Origin of the sequence: Paracoccus sp. J56, assembly GCF_019633685.1 — a bacterium.
Lineage (GTDB): Bacteria > Pseudomonadota > Alphaproteobacteria > Rhodobacterales > Rhodobacteraceae > Paracoccus > Paracoccus kondratievae.
In genome coordinates this window covers 1-22461 of sequence record NZ_JAFL01000005.1, presented here as the reverse complement: position 1 = coordinate 22461, position 22461 = coordinate 1, and the positions used below count along the sequence as shown (strand labels likewise).

At 61.3% G+C, this 22461-nt stretch carries 20 protein-coding genes and 1 pseudogene; 14 read left to right on the top strand and 7 right to left on the bottom strand.

Annotation, left to right across the window (positions count from 1 at the left end):
* Positions 1-369: 369 nt before the first annotated feature.
* The 5 genes from M511_RS04950 to M511_RS04930 are packed head-to-tail and all read right to left on the bottom strand — an operon-like array spanning position 370 to position 5170.
* Positions 370-1788 carry an FAD-binding oxidoreductase gene (locus M511_RS04950; RefSeq protein ID WP_085501522.1) on the bottom strand — a complete coding sequence of 473 codons (1419 nt, stop codon included), beginning with the start codon at positions 1786-1788 and terminating at the stop codon, positions 370-372.
* Between the two features lie 43 nt (positions 1789-1831).
* Positions 1832-2710, bottom strand: a complete 879-nt coding sequence (locus M511_RS04945) for a MurR/RpiR family transcriptional regulator (protein ID WP_010394238.1) — start codon at positions 2708-2710, stop codon at positions 1832-1834.
* A 3-nt stretch (positions 2711-2713) separates the two neighbouring features.
* Positions 2714-3538 carry an MBL fold metallo-hydrolase gene (locus M511_RS04940; RefSeq protein ID WP_010394240.1) on the bottom strand — a complete coding sequence of 275 codons (825 nt, stop codon included), beginning with the start codon at positions 3536-3538 and terminating at the stop codon, positions 2714-2716.
* A gap of 33 nt (positions 3539-3571) precedes the next feature.
* Positions 3572-4531: a shikimate dehydrogenase family protein gene (locus M511_RS04935; RefSeq protein WP_085501521.1), complete on the bottom strand. Its 960-nt coding sequence runs from the start codon at positions 4529-4531 to the stop codon at positions 3572-3574.
* An 18-nt stretch (positions 4532-4549) separates the two neighbouring features.
* Positions 4550-5170, bottom strand: a complete 621-nt coding sequence (locus M511_RS04930) for a glucose-6-phosphate isomerase (protein WP_240547538.1) — start codon at positions 5168-5170, stop codon at positions 4550-4552.
* A 205-nt stretch (positions 5171-5375) separates the two neighbouring features.
* Between M511_RS04930 and M511_RS04925 the strand changes: the two genes are divergently transcribed.
* From M511_RS04925 to M511_RS04875, 11 genes are all read left to right on the top strand, one after another.
* Entirely contained in the window at positions 5376-6341 is a 966-nt protein-coding gene (locus M511_RS04925) for a substrate-binding domain-containing protein (RefSeq protein WP_010394244.1), read from the top strand.
* A gap of 69 nt (positions 6342-6410) precedes the next feature.
* Positions 6411-7904 (top strand): sugar ABC transporter ATP-binding protein, encoded by a 1494-nt coding sequence (locus tag M511_RS04920; RefSeq protein WP_085501519.1) that lies wholly within the window; start codon positions 6411-6413, stop codon positions 7902-7904.
* Positions 7905-7914: 10 nt separating this feature from the next.
* Positions 7915-8886 carry an ABC transporter permease gene (locus M511_RS04915; protein WP_085501518.1) on the top strand — a complete coding sequence of 324 codons (972 nt, stop codon included), beginning with the start codon at positions 7915-7917 and terminating at the stop codon, positions 8884-8886.
* Between the two features lie 17 nt (positions 8887-8903).
* Positions 8904-9677 carry an SDR family NAD(P)-dependent oxidoreductase gene (locus M511_RS04910; protein WP_010394250.1) on the top strand — a complete coding sequence of 258 codons (774 nt, stop codon included), beginning with the start codon at positions 8904-8906 and terminating at the stop codon, positions 9675-9677.
* A complete protein-coding gene (locus M511_RS04905) occupies positions 9664-10749 on the top strand; it encodes a glycerol dehydrogenase (RefSeq protein WP_085501517.1) in 1086 nt (361 codons plus the stop codon). Before M511_RS04910 ends, M511_RS04905 begins: the two co-directional genes overlap by 14 nt.
* Positions 10750-10782: 33 nt before the next feature.
* A complete protein-coding gene (locus tag M511_RS04900) occupies positions 10783-12276 on the top strand; it encodes a xylulokinase (protein WP_085501516.1) in 1494 nt (497 codons plus the stop codon).
* Complete coding sequence (locus tag M511_RS04895) at positions 12273-12917, top strand: HAD family hydrolase (protein WP_085501515.1); 645 nt, start codon at positions 12273-12275, stop codon at positions 12915-12917. The genes M511_RS04900 and M511_RS04895 overlap by 4 nt, the downstream gene beginning before the upstream one ends.
* Positions 12918-12986: 69 nt before the next feature.
* Positions 12987-13730, top strand: coding sequence for an SDR family NAD(P)-dependent oxidoreductase (locus tag M511_RS04890; RefSeq protein WP_010394262.1), 744 nt, complete (start codon positions 12987-12989; stop codon positions 13728-13730).
* A gap of 96 nt (positions 13731-13826) precedes the next feature.
* Positions 13827-14846 (top strand): sugar ABC transporter substrate-binding protein, encoded by a 1020-nt coding sequence (locus M511_RS04885; RefSeq protein WP_010394264.1) that lies wholly within the window; start codon positions 13827-13829, stop codon positions 14844-14846.
* Positions 14847-14969: 123 nt separating this feature from the next.
* Positions 14970-15950: an ABC transporter permease gene (locus tag M511_RS04880; RefSeq protein WP_227493529.1), complete on the top strand. Its 981-nt coding sequence runs from the start codon at positions 14970-14972 to the stop codon at positions 15948-15950.
* Complete coding sequence (locus tag M511_RS04875; RefSeq protein ID WP_085501514.1) at positions 15947-16732, top strand: ATP-binding cassette domain-containing protein; 786 nt, start codon at positions 15947-15949, stop codon at positions 16730-16732. The genes M511_RS04880 and M511_RS04875 overlap by 4 nt, the downstream gene beginning before the upstream one ends.
* Positions 16733-17272: 540 nt before the next feature.
* On the opposite strand, the gene M511_RS04870 is transcribed toward M511_RS04875, so the two are convergent.
* Both M511_RS04870 and M511_RS04865 read right to left on the bottom strand, forming a co-directional pair.
* Positions 17273-18490 carry an aminotransferase-like domain-containing protein gene (locus M511_RS04870; RefSeq protein ID WP_085501512.1) on the bottom strand — a complete coding sequence of 406 codons (1218 nt, stop codon included), beginning with the start codon at positions 18488-18490 and terminating at the stop codon, positions 17273-17275.
* 81 nt (positions 18491-18571) lie between these two features.
* Entirely contained in the window at positions 18572-19474 is a 903-nt protein-coding gene (locus M511_RS04865; RefSeq protein ID WP_010394277.1) for a LysR family transcriptional regulator, read from the bottom strand.
* Positions 19475-19661: 187 nt separating this feature from the next.
* Here M511_RS04865 and M511_RS04860 point away from each other — a divergent pair, with 187 nt between their 5' ends.
* From M511_RS04860 to M511_RS04850, 3 genes and pseudogenes are all read left to right on the top strand, one after another.
* Positions 19662-20849, top strand: a complete 1188-nt coding sequence (locus M511_RS04860) for an amidohydrolase (protein WP_010394280.1) — start codon at positions 19662-19664, stop codon at positions 20847-20849.
* Entirely contained in the window at positions 20842-22140 is a 1299-nt protein-coding gene (locus M511_RS04855) for an AbgT family transporter (RefSeq protein ID WP_240547537.1), read from the top strand. The genes M511_RS04860 and M511_RS04855 overlap by 8 nt, the downstream gene beginning before the upstream one ends.
* A gap of 32 nt (positions 22141-22172) precedes the next feature.
* Positions 22173-22439, top strand: a pseudogene (locus M511_RS04850) (transposase); the annotation flags it as partial.
* Positions 22440-22461 lie beyond the last annotated feature (22 nt).

Here is a 22461-nt window from a genome sequence, read left to right as displayed (position 1 = left end):
ATATTGCATAGGTCCGCTCAGACAAGGCGGGCTGGTCAGCGAGATGCCGCAGAGCCGGTGACGCAGCGTAAGCAATGAAAACCCACAGGCATTCTTGAGCCTGTTGAGACAGCGTTGGACACTATTGTGCAGGCAGGCCACCTGAAAGCTGCAGGGGCGGCTCCTGGTCAGGACCGTTCAATGTGACGCAAGGGCCTCTTTTGCAGCACTGTGCCCACGCACATGTCGCTTGACCGAAAGCTGCGGATCCCGGGGCCGCGATGACGTCCGTGCCACTGTCTGCCTGGGCAATGACAGTAAAGCCATCCTGCATCAGAACCTGAAACGGACGGCAGGCGGCGGTGCAGGTTATTGCCGGCCGCTACCTGGTTACAGATCAAATATCCGGCCTCGGCTCAGCAAAGCTTCGGGATCAATTGCACGTTTTATACGCCGGAACAGGTCCAGCGTGACCGGATCAACGCGTTGCAGGAACGCCTGTTTTTTCGATCTGCCGATCCCGTGTTCGGCGCTGATGCTGCCGCCGAACTGATCGACCGTCCCGAAGATGATTTCTTCGGCGCGGGCAAACAGTGCTTTCCGCTCTTCGACTGGCCAGTCGGCGGGTGGCACGATATTGAGGTGGATATTGCCGTCTCCGACATGGCCATAGGTGACCGGTTGCCCTTCGGGCAAAGACTGCGCCAGGGTTTCAAGCGCGGCCGAAAGAAAGGCCGGGATCTGTGCGATCGGCACCGAAACATCGGTGCGAAGGTAAGGCCCGCTGCGGCTTTGCGATTCAACCATCGCCTCGCGGCAGGCCCATAGCCGCTCTGCCTGGGCTTTGTTCATGGCGATCACCCCGTCCATCAGCAGGTCACCCGCATCCGCGAGGCAGCTTTCCAGAAGGGCACGCAGATCGACTCTGCCGCCACCTGCCAACTCCATAAGGATATAGACCGGGCAGGGGGTTTCCAGCGGGTCAGAAAGTTCGGGGCGATGGGTAAGGCCGCGTTCAAGACCTGGTCGTAACATGATCTCAAAGGCTGAAAGCAGGTCACTGCAACTGCGCCGCGCCATGGCGTAAAGCGCCATCGCGTCCTCGACCGTGTGCAGGCCGATAAGGGCGGTCTCGACCTGGCTTGGTCTGGGGAACAGTTTCAGCGCCACGGCGGTGACAATGCCAAGCGTGCCTTCGGCGCCGATGAACAGTTGCTTAAGATCGTAGCCGCGGTTGTCCTTGCGCAGGGTTCTCAGGCCGTTCCAGATCCTGCCGTCGGGCAGGACCACCTCAAGCCCCAGAACAAGATCGCGGGTCATGCCATAGCGCAGGACGTTGAACCCACCAGCGTTCGTTGCGACATTGCCACCAATCCGGCACGACCCCTGAGCGCCAAAGGTGATCGGCAGCAGGCAATCCTGTTCTTCGGCCGCAAGCTTGGCGGTTTCAAGGATGCAGCCGGCCTCGACCACCATCGCAAAGCCGACCGTATCAATCGAGCGGATGGCATTCATCCGGTCAAGCAGCACCACGACCTCTGGCCGGTCAGGGTCAGAGACTGCCGCGCCCACCAGACCCGTCAGGCCCCCTTGCGGTACGACACCGGCGCCGAGTTCAGCGCAGCGGATCATAAGCGCCGAAAGCTCTTGCGCCGAGCGGGGGCGAGCGACGGCAAGAGGGGTGCCGACATAGGCCCTGGTCCGGTCCCGCGTGTAAGACGCGATGATGTCCGGGTCGGTCACAAACAGATCGGCATCGAAACCCGCAAAAAGGGCGTCGGCAATCACGGTCCGGGGCGAGGCAGTCATCGGTTGTCCTTTGTGTCGGGCGGCCTGCGCGAGGCGCAGGGGGTCAGTAAATTCCGCTGGCACGCATTTCGGCCAGGTGGCGTTTCATGTCGGCGACGCGTGCGCGATGCGCCTCATCCCGGCCCAGGCTGACGGCGGTTGAGAGAATGTCGATGATGACCATGGCGGCCACGCGCGAAATCGTCGGGGTAAAGACGTCGGTGTTCTCCAGCGTTTCGACCACGATGCCGATGTCACAGTGGCGCAGCAGCGGGCTTTCCGAACCGGTGATGCCAATGGTCCGGGCGCCGCGTTCTTTTGCAAGGCGGGTCGCCTGGATCACCTCACGCGTGGTACCGGTGTTCGAGATCGCTACCACGACATCACGTGGCCCGACCATTGCGGCGGTCATGAACATCTGATGACCGTCGGTCGGGGCGCCGCAGGGTACGCCAAACAGCGGGAATTTCTGTTGCGCATCGCGTGCGACGATGCCGGATGCGCCAAAGCCAAAGAATTCGATACGGTCGCAGGAGGAAAGCGTCTCGACTGCGGCGGCCAGCCGCTGGGGATCAAGTTTGCTGCGCGCCCAGGCGAGGTTCGAGAGGTTGAAGTCAAAGATCTTGGTGACGATGGTGCCCAGATCGTCCTCGGCCGAGATTGCGCTATGCGAGGTCGAGCGTGAAAAGGCCAGTGAGCGGGCAAGCTTTACCCGAAGATCGCGAAAGCCTTCGCAGCCGATCGCAGCGCAGAAACGCAGAACGGTCGGCTCACTGACGCCCGATGCTTCGGCCAGTGCGGCAAGGGTCATTTCGGTGGCGGCAAGCGGGGCCTCAAGAATCGTCTCGGCGACGCGGCGGTCGGACTTGCGTAATCCGGGCAGGGCGCGCCGGATTACCTCAAGCAGGTTGTCGTCAAGGCTTTCGCTTGCCATCAGATCCATCAGTCAGTCCTTCTGCAGGTCCATTGCCATGCCGATTTCGGGACGCAGGATGATCGGATCGCGGCTTGCTGCCGCGGCCGCGTCGATGGTCGCCGGATCGAGCGTGTTGAAGGCAAACATACCAAAGTGATGCGGCACGAGGTAGCGCGCTGCAGCTGCGGTCGTGACTGTGATCGCCTCATCCAGCGTCAGGTTCCCCGGAATCCCGGCATCGCGCCGTTCGGCGTCTCGTCCGTTGACCGGCAGCAGCAGGATGTCTGTCCCGAAATCACGAAACCGCTCGGCCAGCCCGGGGTAGGGGATCGTGTCGCCGGAATGCGCGATGCGGGCTCCGCCCGAGGCAAAGGCATAGCCAAGAAACACATGCTGCCCCTTTTCGTCCCGCTCAAACATTTCATGGGCGGCCGGCAGCACCCGCAGCGTCAGGCCGGGCAGGGGCTCCGGTTCATCATCGGCGTTGACGGCGATCAGGGAGGCATTCTCGCCGATCCTTTCGCGCGCCGCCTCAACCCGGGCGGCCGGCACAACAAATGGCAGGTCGGGAAAACGGCGATGCAGGGGGCCCAGAGTGTCGGGGTCCATATGGTCGGTATGGGCATGGGTGATCAGCACGATGTCTGGCCGCGGCAGAGCCTCGGGCGTCACCGGTACCGGCATCATGCGACGATGATCGAAACGCTTGCCGGCATATTTCCGCGCCAGGCTGTCGGACAGGTAAGGGTCGATCAGCAGGCGATGCGCCCCGGTGTCGATCCAGAAACCGGCCTGCCCCAGCCAATGGATGGCAGGGCCGTCTGCGATAGCTCCGGGCCGGGGGTTAAGCCGCATGGCACAGCCCCGGATGAGCGGACGGAAAGCGTTTCATGCAGCGATCCTTCCGGTTACTTCGCCGGCAATCCGGGCGATGGCGTCGAATTCCGGACCCGAGGTGGGAATCGCCACATCGAAGACCTCTGCGATCACCTGTGTCCAGCCGTGGATGAAATAGGTCCAGCCGTCCTCAACCTGCAGCCTGCGCGCGGAGGCCTGAACACGTGCCTGATCCAGAAAGACCAGATCGCCGCGATAGTTCAGCTCCCACACCACGGCGCGTTCCGGGAACTGACAGGCATCTGTCAGTGGCGATCCCGGCGCGTCTTTGCCAAGCCCGGTCGCGTTCACGATCAGGCTGCCGGGTTTCATTCCTGCCAGCACCCTGTCATTTTCGGCGGCGGTCGGGGCCAGGACATATTCGACCGGAACGTCGCCGCCGATCTGCCGGTGGATGTCGCGAATATGGTCAAGGCGCGGCTGCGAGCGGTTGGAAACCACGATCCGCGAAGGTCTGTCTGCCCCGCGTCGGGCTTGCATCAGGTGCCATGTCATGGCGATGGTCGAGCCGCCCGCCCCCATTGAAAAGAACTCGGCCCCGGTGCTGGCGAAATGCCCGGGTTGCAGGAAACTGTCGATCGAAAGACCGGATGAGATCGGGTCCTTGGCGTGGCAGATCAGCCGTCCGTTCCGTTTTGACAGGCAGCTTGTCTCGGCCATCAGTGCGGCGTGCGGGTCGATTTCGTCGAACAGGTCGCGGCAGGCGGCAAAGAGATCGAGCTTGTGCGTGGTGACAAGTGCGCCGAGTGACAGAGGATCGGCCTTGATGAATTCAACGGCCTCGCGATAGCGCGCGGGTTCGGCATGTGGCTGAAAATCCATGCCGCGGATCTCGACATCGCCCAGGCCGAGATGATGCGCCCAGGCGGGAAAGACCCGCATGATCGAGCTTTTCGCGGTGGTTACGCCGATGAAATAAAAGGTCGGTTTGCGTGCGGCTTCGTAGGGCATTCGTGATTTCCTTCGACTTCAGACGGCATTACTGACAAGCGCGGCGGCGACTTCCGGGGGGCGGGGAACGTAGCTGGTATTGTCGGTAAGGGTCCAACCGTCATCCACTGCGACGACGCGGTGACGCATGCCGCCAGAGCGTTCGATGATGCCATAGTCCTGACCCGAATCGGCGGGGTAGCAGAACACCATCACCAGATCTTCGTCGCCGATATTGACCGAGCGGTGAATCCAGTAGGGGGGCACGTAGCAGATCGTCTGCGGCCCGATCTCGACAATGCGGGTTTCGCCATCGGGCGATTCCAGCTGCATCAGCCCGGTGCCTTTCTGGCCATAATAGATTTCGGGGCGGTCAGATTTCGCGTGAATGTGGCCACGGGTCAGAAAGAACTCATCGCCGATGCGGCCGGGGCTCATTCTGGTGACGCCAAAGATCACATCCCCTGCTTTTTCCGAGGGGCGAAACTCGGTGACGTCATAGACGACCCGGTCCCCCTCGGCCAGCAGGGCGGCAAAGGCCGTTTGATCTGCATAAAGACCCGCCAGATCGCTGAGGCGCTTTTCGTAATGTCCGGTTCCGTTCGACATCGTGCCGGCCTCGGGGGATACGCGGCAGCTTGCTGGGGTAGGGATGGACATGCAGGGCCTCTCTGTTTGGTTGTTTTGCTACGTAAAAGATAGCTAGATTGAAATCAATACTCAATTATTATGCCCTATTTGCCAAGGTTACACTAAATTGCGGCGAATATTATTGTTGACTCGGAAAATATTAAGTTGCAAAACTACGAAAGATGAGCAGCGGGCGCATGTCCCGGGACTCACCACCGTCTGGGAGGAACTGCCAATGAAAACCACTGCAAGGCTTGCGCTTGTCGCTGTTGCTTCGATTACGGCCATGAGTGCGGCTGAGGCGTCCGCATGCACCATCGGCCTGTCGATGAAGACGCTGGATGCCCCCTATTTTGCCGCGCAAGAGGTGGCCGCCAAAGCTCGTGCCGCCGAGATCGGCTGCGAGATCATGACAGCCGACGCGGGCAATGATCTGAACAAGCAGGTCGCTGATATCGAGGATATGGTGGCGCGCGGGGTCGAGGCGCTGCTGGTCAATCCGCGCGACAGTCAGGGACTGGTCCCTGCCGTGAACGCGGCCTCGGCTCAGGGGGTCAAGGTTTTCGTCATCGACTCGACGCTGGATTCCAGCGCGGATTTCGTGACGCTGGTGCAGTCGTCCAACAGTCGCAACGGCCTTTTGGTCGGGCGCTGGATCGCCGATCAGACCAAGGGAAAGCCGCTGAAGATCGCGCTGATCTCGGGCGATCAGGGCAACGAAGTCGGGCAAGAGCGCCGGCTGGGCGTGCTTGCGGGGCTGCTTGAGGGTCAGTTGCAGACCAGCGGTACCGCAGGGTTTGAGATCGTCGGCCAGGGCTGGGGTCTGTGGAACAATGAAGGCGGCCTCGACGCGATGGAGGACATCCTGGTCGCCCATCCGGACGTCAATGTTGTGCTGGGCGAGAATGACTCGATGGTCCTTGGCGCGCGCAATGCGCTCAAGGCGGCAGGCAAGACGGACGTGCTGCTGGTTGCGGCCGCTGACGGTCAGAAAGAGGCGTTGGAGCTGATCAGATCCGGCGAATACGGGGCCACCGGCCTTAACGATCCGGCAATCGTCGCGACTACGGCGGTCGATCTGGCCAAACAGGCAGTCGATGGCGAGCTGCCTGAAGGTATGGGCAAGATCACCTATACCGAGCCCGCAGTGATCACCAAAGACAACGTCGGCAAGTACTATCGCCCCGACGCGGTGTTCTGATCGACGGCGGCGGGGACGGCTATGGTCTCTGCCGCCTTTTATCCTCCGATCCCTTGCAGAGAAGCTTCCATGACAGAAGTGGTGCAGCTTTCCGGTATCCGGAAATCCTTTGGCGGCATCCATGCTCTTAAAGGCGTGGACTTCGTCCTTCGCTCTGGCGAGGTGCACGCCCTGCTGGGTGAAAACGGCGCGGGCAAGTCCACCCTGATGCGCGTTCTGGGCGGAGAGCATTTGCCGAGTGAGGGAGAGATCCGTATCGACGGCCTGTCGGCCGTCTTTCACCGGCCCGCAGATGCCATGCAGCGCGGAATCGTCGTCATCCATCAAGAGATGGCGCTGGTTCCAGACCTTAGCGTTGCCGAAAACATCTTTCTTGCTGAACTGCCCCGGCTGATTTCCTGGCGCGAGGTGAAGCGGCGCGCGCGTGACATCATTCAGCGGCTTGGCTTTGACATTCAGCCGCAGGCCATGGTCCGGGATCTGTCTGTTGCTCAACAACAAGTGGTTGAAATTGCCAAGGCACTTTCAAGAAATGCGCGCGTCATCGTCTTTGACGAGCCGACTGCGGTGCTGTCGGTGCAGGATGCCGAGCGGCTGCTTACGATCATCCGCGACCTGCGGGATCAGGGTGTCGGGGTGGTCTATATTTCGCACCGCCTTGATGAGGTGTTCCGCATTGCTGACCGTATGACGGTCATGAAAGACGGGACGACCGTCGGCATGGTCGAGAAAAGCGCGGTGACTATTGATGATGTCATCCGCATGATGGTCGGACGTCGGCTGGATGCGCTTTTTGGCGAGGATGTCCCGCGTGAAATAGGGCGTGAGTTGCTGCGTACCGAAGGTCTTGGGCGTGGCAACGTGGTGCGGGACGTTTCGCTGACGGTGCGGGCCGGAGAGATCGTCGGTCTGGGCGGCCTTGTCGGTGCCGGACGGACAGAGCTTGTGCGGCTGATCTTTGGCGCTGACCGTCATGACGCCGGCCGTATCTTTGTTGCAGGGCAACAGATGCGCATCCGCCGTCCCGGGGACGCGGTGCGGGCCGGGATCGGTCTTGTGCCGGAAAGTCGCAAGGATCAGGGCGTCGTTCTGGACATGCCGATCCGCGTGAACGCGACCATGGCGCGCCTTGACCCGCTGACGAACCTTGTCGGTGTCGTCCGCCGCCGCGCCGAACGGCAGGCCGTTGACGCCCTGTCGGATCAGCTGCGGATCAAGGCTTCCAGTCAGGATGCTCCGGTCTCAAGCCTTTCGGGTGGCAACCAGCAAAAGGTCGTGCTTGCGAAATGGTTTCATGCAGAAGGGCGCGTACTGATCTTTGACGAACCCACCCGCGGCGTCGACGTTGGTGCCAAGACCGAGATCTACTCGCTTATTCGCAGGTTCGCGGCAGAGGGTAAGGCGGTGCTTGTGGTGTCGTCCGAACATCACGAACTGTTCGGCCTGTGCGACCGTATTCTTGTGATGCGTGAGGGCAGGCTTGCCGGTCAGCTTATGCCCCCCGACTACTCCGAAGAAAAACTGCTGAAGCTGGCGATGACCAGTAACGCGAACGCTGCATGAGGATAATTCCATGTCCACGGTGACCAAACCCGATACTCGCCGTCTTGATTTCGGTGATCTCATGCATCGCTATGGAACCTTCGTGATCCTGATCGTGCTGCTTGCGGTTGCCAGTATGCTTTCGGATGTGTTCCTGACCCAGCGCAACCTGATGAACGTCCTGCGGCAGGTGGCGGCGACCGGGCTGATGGCCGTCGGAATGCTGTTTGTCATCCTGACCCGGGGCATCGACCTGTCTGTCGGTTCGGTTTCGGCGCTGGGCAGCGTGGTTTCCGCCGTCCTTGTCCAGCAGATGGCACCGGGGCTTGCGATCGGGGCAACGCTTGTCGTCGGCGCGGCCTGCGGGCTGGTTTCCGGCCTGCTGGTGGCCTTTCTGCGCCTGCCGGCGTTTGTGACAACGCTTGCCGTGATGACCATTGCGCGCGGGGCCGCGTTCATCGCCTCATCCGGGCAACCCATCAGGATGGGAGAGGCGGGGCAAACCATCACCGCCTTTGGCACGGGTTTTGTCGCGGGAGTTCCCTATCCCGTGTTGCTGATGCTGGCGGTTTTCGTCGTTGCTGGGCTGGTGCTGACCTATACCCGGTTCGGCCGGCTGGTTAAGGCCATCGGCTCAAACCGTGATGCGGTTCGCTTGTCCGGGATCTCGGTCTCGCGCTATGAGGTCGCGGTCTATGTCATCTCGGGCATTCTGGCTGCTGCTGCGGGGATCATCTCGTCCAGCCGCACCGGGATCGGCTCGGCCAATATCGGGGTCGGCGCTGAACTTGACGCCATTGCGGCGGTGGTGATCGGCGGCGCAAGCCTGATGGGCGGGCGTGGCAGTGCTCTGAACACCTTTGTTGGCGTGTTCATCCTTGGCATCATCGCGAACCTGATGAACCTTGCCAATGTGCCTGGCTATCACCAGCAGGTCTTTATGGGCGTCATCATCATCGGGGCGATGCTGCTGCAATACGGCTCTTCCTTCTTTCGCCGCTGATTTCGGAGAATACATCCATGTATCTTGAACGTTTCCGACTGGACGGCCGTGTTGCCGTTGTCACCGGCGCAGCCCGAGGCATCGGATTGGCAATCAGCGAGGCGCTGGCCGAGGCCGGGGCAACCGTGATCCTGACCGATATGGATGGCAAGGCAGCCGAGGTCGCAGCGGCAAAGATCACCGGAACCGGCGCCCGGGCCCAGGCTGCCGCACTGGACGTGACCGATGTCGCGGCGGTCGAGGCCCTGGCGGCGGATGTGGTCGCACGACACGGCAGGGTCGATATCCTGGTGAACAACGCAGGTATCGCCATTTCGAACAAGCCGGCCGAGGACATGACGGATGAGGTCTGGGCCAAGGTCATCGACGTGAACCTGAACGGGGTTTTCTGGTGTTGCCGTGCCTTTGGCCGCGCAATGCTGGAACAGGGGACGGGCAGCATCGTCAACGTTGGCTCGATGTCGGGCTTTATCGTCAATCGCCCGCAAGAGCAGGCGAACTACAATGCCTCGAAAGCTGGTGTCCACCATCTGACCCGTTCGCTTGCTGCCGAATGGGGCGGGCGGGGGGTGCGGGTCAACGCGGTCGCGCCCACCTATATCGAGACCGAGATGAACGCCTATGTCTATGATGACCCCGAGATGCATCGGCATTGGATCGGCGGCACCCCCATGGGCCGGATGGGCCGTCCCGACGAGGTTGCCTCGGTCGTGCTGTTTCTTGCGGGTGATGCGGCAAGTCTGATGACCGGTTCCATCGTTTTGGCGGATGGCGGTTATGTCTGCTGGTAAGATCATGCCTGCCGGTATGCGCTTTCCCGGTCGTTACCTTCAGGGACCGGGTGCGCTTTCACGTCTGGGTGCGGAAATTCAGGGCCTGGCGCCGGGGTCATCTGCGCTGGTTCTTGTGGATGGGGGCGTGCATGGGCTGATCGCGGGCGAACTTGCCTCTGCATTGGACAAGACCGACGCGCTGGTCCTGCGCCATGGCGGCGAATGCAGCGAAACCGCCATTGCTGCGGCAGCCGGGGCTGCGCGCGACAAGGGTGCTGGCGTGCTGGTTGGCATCGGCGGGGGCAAGGCGCTGGATACTGCCAAGGCTGCGGCGCATGAGGCTGGCTTGCCGGTCATCGTCGTGCCGACCATCGCGGCGTCAGATGCACCGTGCAGCGCCCTTGCGGTCGTCTATCATGATGATGGAACGGTGGCTTATGACCGCTTTCTGCCCCGTAACCCTGATCTGGTGCTGGTCGACACGGGGCTGATCGCCCGTGCGCCTGCAAGATTTCTGGCGGCGGGCATCGGTGACGCACTTGCGACCTTTTATGAAGCCGAGGCTTGCAGGCGCAGCGGGGCGGCGAATTGCCTTGGCATGCCCGGCCTGCCGCTGGCCTATGAAATCGCCCGCTTTTGCCGCGACACGATTTTTGAACATGGTGCTGCAGCTTTGGCCGAATGTGATGCCGATACCGCAGGCCCGGCGATCGAGCGGGTGGTTGAGGCGAATATCCTGTTGTCCGGGATCGGGTTTGAATCCGGCGGTGTCGCTGCTGCCCATGCCATTCATCATGGGCTGACAGAAATTGATGCGGTCCATGGCCATCTGCATGGCGAAAAGGTTGCCATTGGGGTTCTGGCGGGCCTGTTGATTCAGGGGGATGAGGCTGAATTCGCCCGCGTGCGCGATTTTTGCGCCAAGGTCCGCCTGCCAGTACGACTGGGCGATATCGGGCTTGTCGCGCCAAGCGATGATGATCTTTTCCGTATTGCCGAACGGGCTTGCCGCCCCGGAGAAATCATTCACAACGAGCCGATGCCCGTCACTTCGCCGATGGTCGTTGCTGCTCTGGCACGGCTGAGATGACGTCCAAGGCGTTCATACCTGAGGGAACCTGCCATGCGTGACCTGTATCTTGCCATTGACGTCGGCACCGGCAGCCTGCGGGCGGCGCTGGTCGAGCGTCGCGGTACGATCCTTGCCATGAGCAGCCGCGAGCATGAACAGATTGTGCCGCAGTTCGGCTGGTCCGAGCAGCGCCCGGCGGATTGGTGGGCAGGCACGGTCGAGGCGATCCGTGACGTGCTGACCCGGGTCGAGAACGCGCCGGCCCGTGTCTCGGCGATCTGTGCCTGCGGACAGATGCACGGGACGGTTCTGATCGACGCGGACGGTCAGCTTACGCGTGAGACGGTGCCGCTGTGGAACGACAAGCGCACGCTGGCTGACGTCGGGGATTTTGCTGCCCGCCACGCCCCGGGGGAATACCTTGCGCGGACGGCCAACCCGCCAAGCCCGGCCTGGCCTGCTTTCAAACTGCGCTGGCTTGCGGCCCATGACCCGGCGGCCATGGCGGCCACCCGGACCGTTCTGATGCCCAAGGACTGGATCAACTTCAAGCTGACCGGCGTTCGCGCACAGGACCGCACCGAAGGGTCGATGAGCTTTCTGATGGACGCTGCGACCCGCGACTGGTCCGGCGAACTGCTGGCTCTGGCCGGGATTTCGCGCGATCTGCTGCCGCCGCTTCGTGATCCGGTCGAGGTGCTGGGCGGGTTGACGCCGCAGGCCGCCGCGCGGCTGGGCCTTGCCGAAGGGCTGCCAGTTCTGGTCGGAGGCGGTGATTATCCCGTTGCCCTGCTTGGGTCGGGCGTCATGGCGCCCGGCATGGCTTCGGATGTCACGGGGACCTCGACGATTGTGACGCTGTTGCACGACGCCCCGGTCATCGACCCCGAGGTCTCGAATGTCGCGACGGTCGAGGGAAATTGGGGCAGCCTGACCCTGCTTGATGCGGGTGGTGATGCGATGAGATGGGCACGGCGCGCTTTTCACGAAAATCGCCGTAGCTATGCCGAGATTGCCGATGCTGCACGGCACGCTTTGCCGGGTTCTGACAAGCTGTTCTTTTTGCCCTATCTGTCGGGGGAACGCTTTGGCGAATACCGCAATTCGCGCGCGCAATTCTTTGGATTGACCGCCGCGCATGGACTGCCCGAATTGCATCGGGCCGTGCTGGAGGGCGTGGCCTTTTCCGTGCGCCTCAGGCTTGGGGCGCTTCAGGCGCAGGGCCGGCGCCCTGAGCGGTTCGTTGCGGCCAGCGGCGGTGCAAAATCCGACCTTTGGCTGCGGATCAAGGCCAGCATGTATCGCGTCCCCTATCTGGTCCCGCGCGAGCTGGAATGCGGCGTCATCGGGGCTGCTGCGATGATGGCGGTCGCTGTCGGCGATGCGCCGGATCTGGCCGAGGCAGTCCGGCGTATGGTGGTCTTTGATCGTGAAATCCTGCCCGAACCGGAATGGGCGGATTGCTATGACAGGATGATGCCGATCTATGAAAAGCTATACGCCGCTGCGCAGCCGTTTTACGCTGAACTGGATGCGCTGATATGAGGGCGGTTCTGTGGGATCTCGACGGGACGCTGGTCGATAGTGAGCCTGCTCACGAACTGGCCTTTTATGCGGCGATTGCCGAGCTGGGCCTGTCGGTACCGGCAGAGTTTCACGACCGGCTTTTGGGTGCGAGCGAGGACCGCGTGCATGAAGCTTTGGTGGCTCAAACCGCCATCACGCTGGATCGTGCAGGCTGGCGCGCGGTGAAATGGCGGCATTACCGCGAGACGGCGGACCGGATCACGAGGCTGTCGCAGGCGGATCTGTTGGCACCGCTGGCCAATGCCGGTCGGGACATGGCCCTTGTCTCGAATTCGACGCGTGCCGAGGTTGAACATAATCTGTCGGTCGCCGGCCTTGCCCGCTATTTTCCGGTGACGGTCAGCCGTGACGATGTTCGCCGCGGCAAACCCGATCCCGAAGGCTATCTGCTGGCCGCAGAGCGCCTTGGGGTTCCGCCAGCCGACTGCGTCGTCGTTGAGGACAGTCCCACGGGTGCTGCCGCCGGTCTGGCAGCCGGAATGACGACGATTTTTTGTCCGCAGATTCCCACGTTAAAGCCGCCTGCGGGGGCGTTGATCGCCAGCCCTGGCAAACTTGCGGGCCTGTTCGGACGGCTGGGTCTGCTGCCGCAGGAATGACGAACCGATCCCGGCCTTTAAGGCCGCGCCTCGGTGTAGATGGTGAAAACTCAGAGGAGGAGTGACGTTATGGGTTATCAGGAGGTCTTCGGCACTACCTTTGCCGGCAAGACCGTTTTGCTGTCCGGCGGCACTGGTGGTATCGGCCTTGCCCTGGCCAAGGGGTTTGCCGATTGCGGTGCAACGGTGATTGCGACCGGGGGCTCGGAAAAGCGGCTAGCCGGGGCGCAAGCCCAGGCAAGGCCGAACCTGTCCTTTGAGCGGCTGGATGTCCGGGACCATGACGCGGTTCGGGCGCGGTTTGAAAAGCTGGGCGAGCTGGATGTTCTGGTCAACTGTCAGGGTGTCGCGCGTCCCGGCGATGAATGGGACGAGGAAACTTTTCTCGCAGTCATGGACATCAACCTGAACAGCGCGATGCGGCTTGCGCGGGCGGCCTATCCCGGCCTGAAGGCCCGGCGCGGCAATATCATCAATGTTGCGTCAATGTTGTCCTATCTCGCGGATCCGACGGTCCCGTCCTATACCGCCTCCAAGACGGGGATCGTCGGGTTGACCCGTGCGCTTGCCCATCAATGGGGTGCCGACGGCATCCGCGTCAACGCCATTGCGCCCGGGTACCACAAGACCGAGATGACCAAGCCGCTGTGGTCCGAATCCGAGGCCGCAGACCGCATCGCGCAGCGCGCGGCGGCCAAGCGGTGGGGCACTGTCGAGGATCTGGTTGGCCCCACGCTGTTTCTGGCCTCTGACGCGGCTGGTTTTGTTACCGGGGCGGTTCTGCCCGTCGACGGTGGTTACCACACCGGCTGATTTGTCCCGCCTCTGAAGCAAACCGGTACGGGCAAGGGTGCGGTTGCGCATTTTGCCCGCTGCCTTCGCACGCCTGTCCAACAGTGGAGATGAATAATGAAACCCATCCTTTCAACCGTGGCTTTTCTTGGCCTTTGCGCCGCTTTTGCTGCCTCCGCAGGTGCCGCCGAGATCAGTGCCTGCCTGATCACCAAGACCGACAGCAACCCCTTTTTCGCAAAGATGCGTGAAGGGGCGGTCGCACGCGCCAAAGAAGTCGGGATCGAGCTGAAAACCTTTGCCGGCAAATATGACGGCGATCATGAGGCGCAGGTCGCGGCAATCGAAACCTGCATGTTCGAAGGTGTAAAGGGAATCCTGATGTCGCCCAACGACAGTGCGGCCATCGTCCCTCTGGTCGAACAGGCAAGGAATGCGGGGATCCTTTTCATCACGCTGGATTCACCGCTTGATCCTGTTGATGCGGCGGATGCGACCTTTGGGACCGATAACTTCAAGGCGGGCGAACTGATCGGCAAATGGGCGGCAGCCCAACTGGGCGACAAGGCTGCCGAGGCACGGATCGGTTTTCTGGATCTGAACGCAAGTCAGGTCGCAGTGGATTACCAGCGCGATCAGGGGTTCATGTCCGGCTTTGGTATCGACGTCAAGGATCCCAGGGTGATCGGGGATGAGGATGACAGTCGTATCATCGGCCATGCCTATACCGACGGTGCCGAAGAGGGTGGCCGCAAGGCGATGGAAACCATCCTGCAAATCAATCCGGACGTGAACGTTGTCCATACGATCAACGAACCGGCTGCGGCGGGCGCCTATGAGGCTTTGGTTGCGGCTGGTCGTGAAAAAGATGTGCTGCTGGTTTCGGTGGACGGGGGCTGTCCGGGCGTCAAGAACATTGCCGAAGGCATTATCGGCGCGACAGCGCAGCAATATCCGATGCGCATGGCGCAAATGGGTATCGATGCGATCAAGGAATATGCCGAAACCGGGAAAAAGCCTGAACTGGAGCCCGGGAAAGACTTTTTTGACACCGGTACGACCCTGATTACCGACAAGCCGGTCGAGGGGCTGGAGTCGATCGACTCTGCCGAAGGCGCCAAGCTCTGCTGGGGCTAAGCTCATCGGGCAAAGAGGCCGCTGCTGCCTCTTTGCCTTTCAGAAGCACCTGGGAGACTATTCATGACATCTACAGAAAAGTCGGTCTCGGCCGACAGCTTCCGGCACGGGGGCGGGCGCTCGATGCTGGATCGCGTTCAGCATGCGCTGCATACCAACCCTTCGCTGGTGCCGCTGCTGGTCCTTGTCGTTTCGGTCCTGGTCTTTGGCATCCTGATCGGGCCGAGGTTCTTTTCCCCGCTCGCGCTGACGCTGATCCTGCAACAGGTCGCCATTGTCGGGATCGTCGGCGCGGCGCAAAGCCTTGTCATCATCACCGCGGGAATCGACCTGAGTGTTGGGGCGATCATGGTGCTAAGCTCGGTTATCATGGGGCAGTTCACGTTCCGCTATGGCCTGCCGCCTGGTCTGTCGATCCTGTGCGGGCTTTCGGCGGGTGCGCTGTTTGGTGCGATCAACGGGCTGCTCGTGTCGATCATGCGGCTGCCGCCGTTTATCGTGACACTGGGCATGTGGCAGATCCTGATGGCGGCGAATTTCCTGTATTCCCGCAATGAAACGATCCGGGCGCAGGATATCGCGGCAGAAGCACCGCTGCTGCATCTCTTTGCCGCGAAACAGAACATCGCCGGGACCGATTTCACCCTTGGCACCATCTTCATGCTGGCGCTGGTGCTGTTTCTGGCCTTTGTGCTGCGCCATACGGCCTGGGGACGGCATGTCTATGCCGTGGGCGACGATCCGGGCGCGGCCGAGCTTTCCGGGGTGAATGTGCGGGGCACGCTGATCTCGGTCTATGCAGTGGCGGGGCTGATCTGCGCTCTTGCCGGGTGGGTGATGATCGGGCGGATCGGGTCTGTCTCACCCAATGTTGGTCAGCTGACGAACATCGAAAGCATTACCGCTGTCGTCATCGGGGGGATTTCGCTTTTCGGGGGGCGTGGCTCGATCATGGGCACCCTGTTCGGCGGCCTGATCGTCGGGGTCTTTACCCTTGGCCTGCGCCTGCTCGGGGCTGACGCGCAATGGACCTATCTGATGATTGGCGTGCTGATCATCGTGGCGGTCGGGGTCGATCAGTGGATCAGAAAGGTAACATCATGACCCAACCAATTCTGCAGGCCCGTGGGCTGGTCAAGTGTTACGGCCATGTCGTCGCGATGGATGGTGCTGATTTCGACCTGTATCCTGGCGAGATTCTTGCCGTGATCGGCGATAACGGTGCCGGAAAATCCTCGCTCATCAAGGCCTTGTCTGGCGCGGTTCGGCCCGACGCGGGCGAAATCCGGTTTCAGGGCCAACCGGTTCAGTTCAACTCGACCAAAGAGGCGCAGCGGGCGGGGATCGAAACGGTTTATCAAACGCTTGCCATGTCTCCGGCCCTGTCGATCACCGACAATATGTTCATGGGGCGCGAGTTGCGCAGACCGGGTTTCGCCGGATCGGTATTGCGGATGCTCGACTGGGGGCGGATGCGCGCATTCGCTCGTGAAAAGCTGAATGAGCTGGGCTTGATGACCATCCAGAACATCAATCAGCCGGTCGAGACCCTGTCCGGCGGTCAGCGACAGGGCATCGCCGTGGCAAGGGCTGCGGCCTTCGGGTCCCGGGTCATCATCCTTGACGAACCGACCGCTGCGCTGGGGGTCAAGGAGTCACAGCGCGTTCTGGACCTGATTGCCGAGCTGAAGGCCAGGGGGCTGTCGATTGTCCTGATCTCGCACAATATGCCGCATGTGTTCGAGATCGCGGACCGCATCCACATACACCGGCTGGGAAAGCGGCTTTGCACCGTCAGGCCAAAGAATTGCAGTATGCCCGATGTGGTCGGGCTGATGACGGGGGCGCTTGGCCCGGAAAGCAACCCGGCAGAGGTGGTCGGATGACAAGCCCGGCTTAGCCCCGAAAGGGGGCAGGGTCTGCTTGCCGGTTTGCTGATGCTGGCGGCGGGGGCGGCGACCACATCGCGATCAGGGAGAAGCCATTGCAGAAACGCCCCGGTTCAGTGCTGTCTTCCTTGCCCCTCGTCGGACACCGAAGGACCCAGGCACGGTGCGGCGGTTGGCAAGACCGGTCCGAAACAGGATGCAGGCGGACACTGGGGCCGTTATCGCGACTTAAGCCACTGGCCGCGAAAGTACGTGCCGTGCATGCATCAGGGGCTGATCAATCAGTGCAACAGGGTTTGGCCCAAAGGATACCCCGGGGACCGGAGCGGTTCGGATACAGAGAGCCGCATTGTCGCGCAGTATGATGGCGAACTGATCGCGCCAGTTTCTGATCTGGTCTTGTCGGTGATCCGGTTCTGTCCGCTCATACCCGCGATGCCCCAGCCGCAGGTTCGGGCAGCCGAATCGATGGATGACGCTGCTGTCGCCGTGCGGCTGGGCTGAGGTAGAGGCTAAATGGTGCCCACCCCGGCAGCTTTACCTTGCTGCCGGCGCCTTCAGCATTTCGCCAAGCCGGCGGATGCCTTCGTCGATTTGCTGGTCGCTGGCGCAAGAGAAGCTTAGTCGCAGCGTGTTGCGCCCCGACCCATCGGCAAAGAACGCGCCCCCCGGCACGAAGGCCACCCGGGCGTCACGGACGGCACGGGCAAGCAGCTCTGCCGCGTCAATCGACGGGTCCAGCGTTACCCAGATGAACATCCCGCCTTCGGGCCGGGTAAAGTGAACATTTGCGGGCATTTCGCGCGCAAGCGCCGCGATCATCCGGTCACGGCGGGCGGAATAGACCGTGCGGAGGCGGTTGACATGTTCGTCAAACAGCGCACGGGCCACGTCATTCGTCGCGATCTGGTTCAGTGTGGGCGAATGCAGGTCGGCAGCCTGTTTCATCAGCACCAGCCGCCCGATCACGTCCTTGGCTGCGCAAACCCAGCCGACGCGCAGGCCGGGCGACAGGGTTTTTGAGAAGGTGCCGCAATAGATGGTGCGGGTCTTTTCGATCCCGCCATTGCGGGCGACATCGAGAGCAAGGATCGGAGGAATTGAATCGCCGTCAAACCGCAGGGACTGATAGGCCGCGTCCTCGATGATCGCGATGCCAAGAGCCTCGGCCTGATCAAGAAGCGCCTCACGCCCGGCCAGGGACAGGGTTTCCCCGGTGGGGTTGGCGAAATCAGGCGAAAGATAGGCGAATTTGATTGCGCCGCCTGCGGCCCCGGCCTGCGCCTTCAGCAGTTCGGGGGACTCGTTGCTGAACGGATCAAGGCGGGCATAGCGCGGCTCATAGGCATTGAACGCACCAAGCGCACCCAGATAGCTGGGCCATGTGACCAGCGCCGTATCATCCGGCGACAGCATAAGCTTTCCTAGGTAATCAAGTGCCTGCTGCGAACCCGAGGTGATAAGGATATTGTCCGCATCGCAAGAGACGCCCAGATCGGCCATGCGCCCGGCGATCCATTCGCGCAAGGGGCGATACCCTTCGGACACCGAATATTGCAATGCGACCTTGGCCTGTCCGGGCTGCATGGCGGTGGCAAAGGCCTTGGAAAACGCCTCGGCGGGGAAAAGCTCGGGGTCGGGAATGCCGCCGGCAAAGGAAATGATGTCGGGCTGGTCCAGCAGCTTGAGCAATTCGCGGATTTCGGACGCCTTCATCCGGGCGTTCCGCGTCGCAAACACATCAGACCATTGCATTGATTCCACACTCCCGGCCACAAAATCTCCCGATAACTGCGCCTCTGCGCAGGTGAATGCAATGGGGGGGTGTCGGGAAGGTTATGTCACGTTTCCGAGCTTGATTTCATAGGCTGTGCGGACGACCGTTATCACGTGGTGCAGAACAGACGAGGGGTTGTCTGTGCGCCAGACCAGCTCCCAATCCTGCGTCAGAGTCAGGTCTTCAAGCCGCGTCAGCGAGACATTGGGCGGGACATGCACATCCATCGGCATGATGGCGCAACCCATACCCGCCGCCACAAGCGACAGCATCATTGAGCCATTGGCGGCCAGTGTAGCGGGTTGTGGCACAAAGCCTGCCTCGTGAAAGGCATGGATAACCCAATCGTGCCATAATGGCGCAACATGGCGCGGCAGCCAGACGAAATCGCGACCTATGAGGTCCTTTAGTCGTTTCGGCTGGCCTTCGGGCCAGCGCCAGTCGCTGGGATAGCCGATGCCAAGCCCTGCGGAATAAATGGGTATGCCGGCCAGTTCGGGGTCGTTTGGCGGACGAAACAGCGTCAGGCCGGCATCCAGGCGACCTTTTCGCAGCAAAGGCAACTGCGCTTCGGACAGCAGGTGGCTGAAGGTCATCGATACATCGGGCAGTGCGTCACGCAGCGAACGCAACAGCTCGCTGATTTGGGCCGGGATGATCTGCATGACGGGCAGGGCCAGCGACAGGGTCCCAAGCTCGCCCCGTCCGGCGCGGATCGCATTCTGGCGTGCCTGTTCAAAATCGCTGAGCAGGCGCACAGCGTCGCGCTGAAGTTGCAGCCCGGCATCCGTCAGCGTCACTCCCCGGGCCGTGCGGGTGAACAGCTGAGTGCCAAGATCCGTCTCCAGCTCCTGGATCTGCCGGGTCAGGGCGGGTTGAGCGACGCGGATCGACTGCGCGGCGGCGGTGATGCTGCCGCATTCCACGACTGACAGGAAATATCGCAACTGTCTTAGCTTCATTGCCATATCCGTTCAGCATGGATGCGATCTTTATAAGGTATTTCTGGGTATGAAACCAGATGGTTAGCATTACGCCTGGTCACCTCTGACGGGCGTCTTTGCTGTGGTCCGGCTTTGTAAGAGGTCTGCCAGAATTCTGTTCCTGCTGCGGTAGGCAATCGCGCTGATCGCGCAGGAGGAGAAGCGGATGAATATTCTTGCAGGGGCTCGGGCTCAGCATGACTACATGATTGCTATCCGGCGACGTCTGCACGCCAACCCCGAACTATCCTTGCAAGAGGAAAAGACCTCGCAGCTGATCGCCACAGAGCTGGAGGGGATCGGCATCCCCTATGTCCGGGTCGGGGATTACGGGCTGGTTGCGACGATCAGCGGCGCGCGGGCCGAGCCGATGGTCGCCCTGCGTGCTGATATGGACGCGCTGCCGATCCATGAGGCGAATAGCCATCTGGATTATATCTCGACCGTGCCTGGCGTCATGCACGCCTGTGGCCATGATGGACATGTCGCCATGCTGCTGGCTGCGGCGCGCATCCTTTGGGCCAATCGCGATGCGCTGCAGGGTTCGGTAAAGCTTTGCTTCCAGCAGGCCGAAGAGGTCGGAATGGGCACCGCCGAAATCAAGGCCGAGCTGGCCCGATTCCCCATTCAGTCCATCTTTGGGATTCACCTTTGGTCAGAGCTTGAGACCGGCAAGATCTCGGTCGAGGCGGGACCAAGGATGGCGTCCGGGAAAAAGCTGTCGATCAGGGTCAAGGGGCGCGGCACCCATGGCGCCTATCCCAATCGCGGCGTTGATCCGATCATCGCCGCGGCTGCGATCGTGATGAACTGCGCCACCATCACCAGCCGTGAGATCGACCCGCTTGCCCCGGTTTCGCTAAGCTTTGGCAAAATCGCCGGTGGCGAAAGCGCGAATATCATCCCCGAAGAAGTGATGATCGAGGGGACCTTGCGCACCACCTCGCCCCGGATTCAGGCTGAGATGGTGCAGGCGGTCGAGCGTATGGCCATTACCGCGGCCGAGACCTTTCGGGCGACGGCGACGGTTGAATGGGGTTTGGGTTGCGGGATTGTTGAGAACCATCCCACCTTCAGCCGCATTGCCGAACAGGCGGTCCGCAATCTGGGCCTGTCCTCGTCAATGACCAAGTTCAACACGCTGATGGCGTCTGAAAATTTTGCCGATTACCTCGACAGCTATCCCGGGGTTTTTGCTTTTATCGGCATCCGAGATCCCTCTTTGGGCTCGGACTTTCCGCATCATCATCCGAATTTCAATATCGACGAAAACTCACTGGTTCTGGGTGCGGCGCTGCATGCGCAATACGCGATCGAATGCCTCTCGGGCGGTAAAGGGTTAATTAATGAGTGATGCGGTCATCATCGAAAAGCGCGGGTTTCTGAGTGCGGTCGAGCGTATCGGCAACAAGATCCCCCATCCTCTGGCGATATTTCTGGGCATTATCGCGCTGGTACTGCTGCTTTCGGCGCTTTTGTCATGGGCGGGTGTCACCGCCACCCACCCCCAGTCAGGAGAGGTGATCGCTGTCCGCAGCATGCTGACAATCGACAGTATTCTGACCTGGATGAGCAGGCTGACGGCGAACCTGCAAAACTTTCCGGTGTTGGCAGTGGTCATCGTGATGGCCGCCGTAACCGGTATTGCCGAACAGGTCGGCTTCTTTACCGTCGCGATTAAGCAATCTCTGCGCAATGTCCGCGGCATTTATGTTGTCTTTGCCATCGCCTGCATCGCTGCCATCGGCAATGTGGCGGGGGATGTGTCCTTTGCCATCATTCCGGCCCTTTCGGCTAGCGTCTTTCTGGGCATGGGCCGGCACCCGCTGGTCGGCCTGTTTCTTGGCTATGCCGTGGTCGGAGGCGCCTTTGGCGTCAGCGTTATCCCGGGCGGTTTCGATGTGATCCTGACCCCGATCAGCGTTCAGTCGGCGCATCTTTATGATGAGAGCTTCGACATGAACATTCTGAACGGCTATTACCTGCTCGCGACCAGCACCATCGTCGTTGCTGCCATCGCCACCTTCGTGACGGTGGTCTTTGTCGAGCCGCGCTTTGGAAAATACGAAGGCGAACTGGCGGGGACGCCGGATATCGTGGTCACGGATGTCGAGCGCCGGGCGCTGCGGCGCAGCTATCTGGCGGTTGGGTTGTTCCTTTTGGCCGTCATCGTCGCAGCGATTCCGCAAAACAGCTTTCTGCGTTCGCCCTCGGGTTCGCTGGTGGTCGATGCACCGCTGATGCGACTGATCTTTCCGTTGCTGCTGATGGTCTTTTTCCTGGCCGGGACGGTGTTCGGGGTTGGCACCGGCAAGATCGGCAACCTAAGCGATCTTGCGCGGCTGATGACCGAGGCGGTCAAGACGGTCTCTCCCTTTATTGTCATCGCCATCGTGGTCAGCCAGTTCCTGTATCTTTTCAATGAATCGAACCTGGGCGCGGTACTGGCCATTCGGGGCGGGCAGGCACTGACCCAGCTGGCGGTGCCGGTTGTGGCTGTCCTAATACTGTTCTTTCTGCTGGAAGCGGTTGCGGACATGTTTATCATCAGCGGTTCGGCGCGTTATCTGGTCTTTGCGCCGGTCTTTGTTCCAATGATGATGCAGCTTGGTGAGGTGGTGCCGGTTTCTGAGACAGGGGCATAAGGTGGATCGACCGATGAAAAGGACGATCCAGCATGAAGACACGCAGACGGTTTACGGCCGAGTTCAAGGCCAAGGTCGCGCTTGAGGCGATCCGCGGCGAGCGGACGATTTCGGAGTTAGCCACGAAACACCAGCTTCATCCCAACCAGATCACGCAGTGGAAGCGGCAGGCCATCGAGAACCTGGCCAAGGCGTTCGACGACAAGGCTTCCGACGCACAGGTCGGCCGGGAGGCCGAGGTCACGAAGCTGCACGCCAAGATCGGCCAGCTCGTCGTCGAGCGCGATTTTTTGGCCAAAGCCTTCGATCGCTGAGCCTGGA

What these genes read in the sequence shown, in the direction of transcription:
- M511_RS04950 (WP_085501522.1), bottom strand. Translation starts at nt 1,788, where the DNA reads ATGACTGCCTCGCCCCGGACCGTGATTGCCGACGCCCTTTTTGCGGGT.
- M511_RS04945 (WP_010394238.1), bottom strand. Translation starts at nt 2,710, where the DNA reads ATGGATCTGATGGCAAGCGAAAGCCTTGACGACAACCTGCTTGAGGTA.
- M511_RS04940 (WP_010394240.1), bottom strand. Translation starts at nt 3,538, where the DNA reads ATGCGGCTTAACCCCCGGCCCGGAGCTATCGCAGACGGCCCTGCCATC.
- M511_RS04935 (WP_085501521.1), bottom strand. Translation starts at nt 4,531, where the DNA reads ATGCCCTACGAAGCCGCACGCAAACCGACCTTTTATTTCATCGGCGTA.
- M511_RS04930 (WP_240547538.1), bottom strand. Translation starts at nt 5,170, where the DNA reads ATGTCCATCCCTACCCCAGCAAGCTGCCGCGTATCCCCCGAGGCCGGC.
- M511_RS04925 (WP_010394244.1), top strand. Translation starts at nt 5,376, where the DNA reads ATGAAAACCACTGCAAGGCTTGCGCTTGTCGCTGTTGCTTCGATTACG.
- M511_RS04920 (WP_085501519.1), top strand. Translation starts at nt 6,411, where the DNA reads ATGACAGAAGTGGTGCAGCTTTCCGGTATCCGGAAATCCTTTGGCGGC.
- M511_RS04915 (WP_085501518.1), top strand. Translation starts at nt 7,915, where the DNA reads ATGTCCACGGTGACCAAACCCGATACTCGCCGTCTTGATTTCGGTGAT.
- M511_RS04910 (WP_010394250.1), top strand. Translation starts at nt 8,904, where the DNA reads ATGTATCTTGAACGTTTCCGACTGGACGGCCGTGTTGCCGTTGTCACC.
- M511_RS04905 (WP_085501517.1), top strand. Translation starts at nt 9,664, where the DNA reads ATGTCTGCTGGTAAGATCATGCCTGCCGGTATGCGCTTTCCCGGTCGT.
- M511_RS04900 (WP_085501516.1), top strand. Translation starts at nt 10,783, where the DNA reads ATGCGTGACCTGTATCTTGCCATTGACGTCGGCACCGGCAGCCTGCGG.
- M511_RS04895 (WP_085501515.1), top strand. Translation starts at nt 12,273, where the DNA reads ATGAGGGCGGTTCTGTGGGATCTCGACGGGACGCTGGTCGATAGTGAG.
- M511_RS04890 (WP_010394262.1), top strand. Translation starts at nt 12,987, where the DNA reads ATGGGTTATCAGGAGGTCTTCGGCACTACCTTTGCCGGCAAGACCGTT.
- M511_RS04885 (WP_010394264.1), top strand. Translation starts at nt 13,827, where the DNA reads ATGAAACCCATCCTTTCAACCGTGGCTTTTCTTGGCCTTTGCGCCGCT.
- M511_RS04880 (WP_227493529.1), top strand. Translation starts at nt 14,970, where the DNA reads ATGCTGGATCGCGTTCAGCATGCGCTGCATACCAACCCTTCGCTGGTG.
- M511_RS04875 (WP_085501514.1), top strand. Translation starts at nt 15,947, where the DNA reads ATGACCCAACCAATTCTGCAGGCCCGTGGGCTGGTCAAGTGTTACGGC.
- M511_RS04870 (WP_085501512.1), bottom strand. Translation starts at nt 18,490, where the DNA reads ATGCAATGGTCTGATGTGTTTGCGACGCGGAACGCCCGGATGAAGGCG.
- M511_RS04865 (WP_010394277.1), bottom strand. Translation starts at nt 19,474, where the DNA reads ATGAAGCTAAGACAGTTGCGATATTTCCTGTCAGTCGTGGAATGCGGC.
- M511_RS04860 (WP_010394280.1), top strand. Translation starts at nt 19,662, where the DNA reads ATGAATATTCTTGCAGGGGCTCGGGCTCAGCATGACTACATGATTGCT.
- M511_RS04855 (WP_240547537.1), top strand. Translation starts at nt 20,842, where the DNA reads ATGAGTGATGCGGTCATCATCGAAAAGCGCGGGTTTCTGAGTGCGGTC.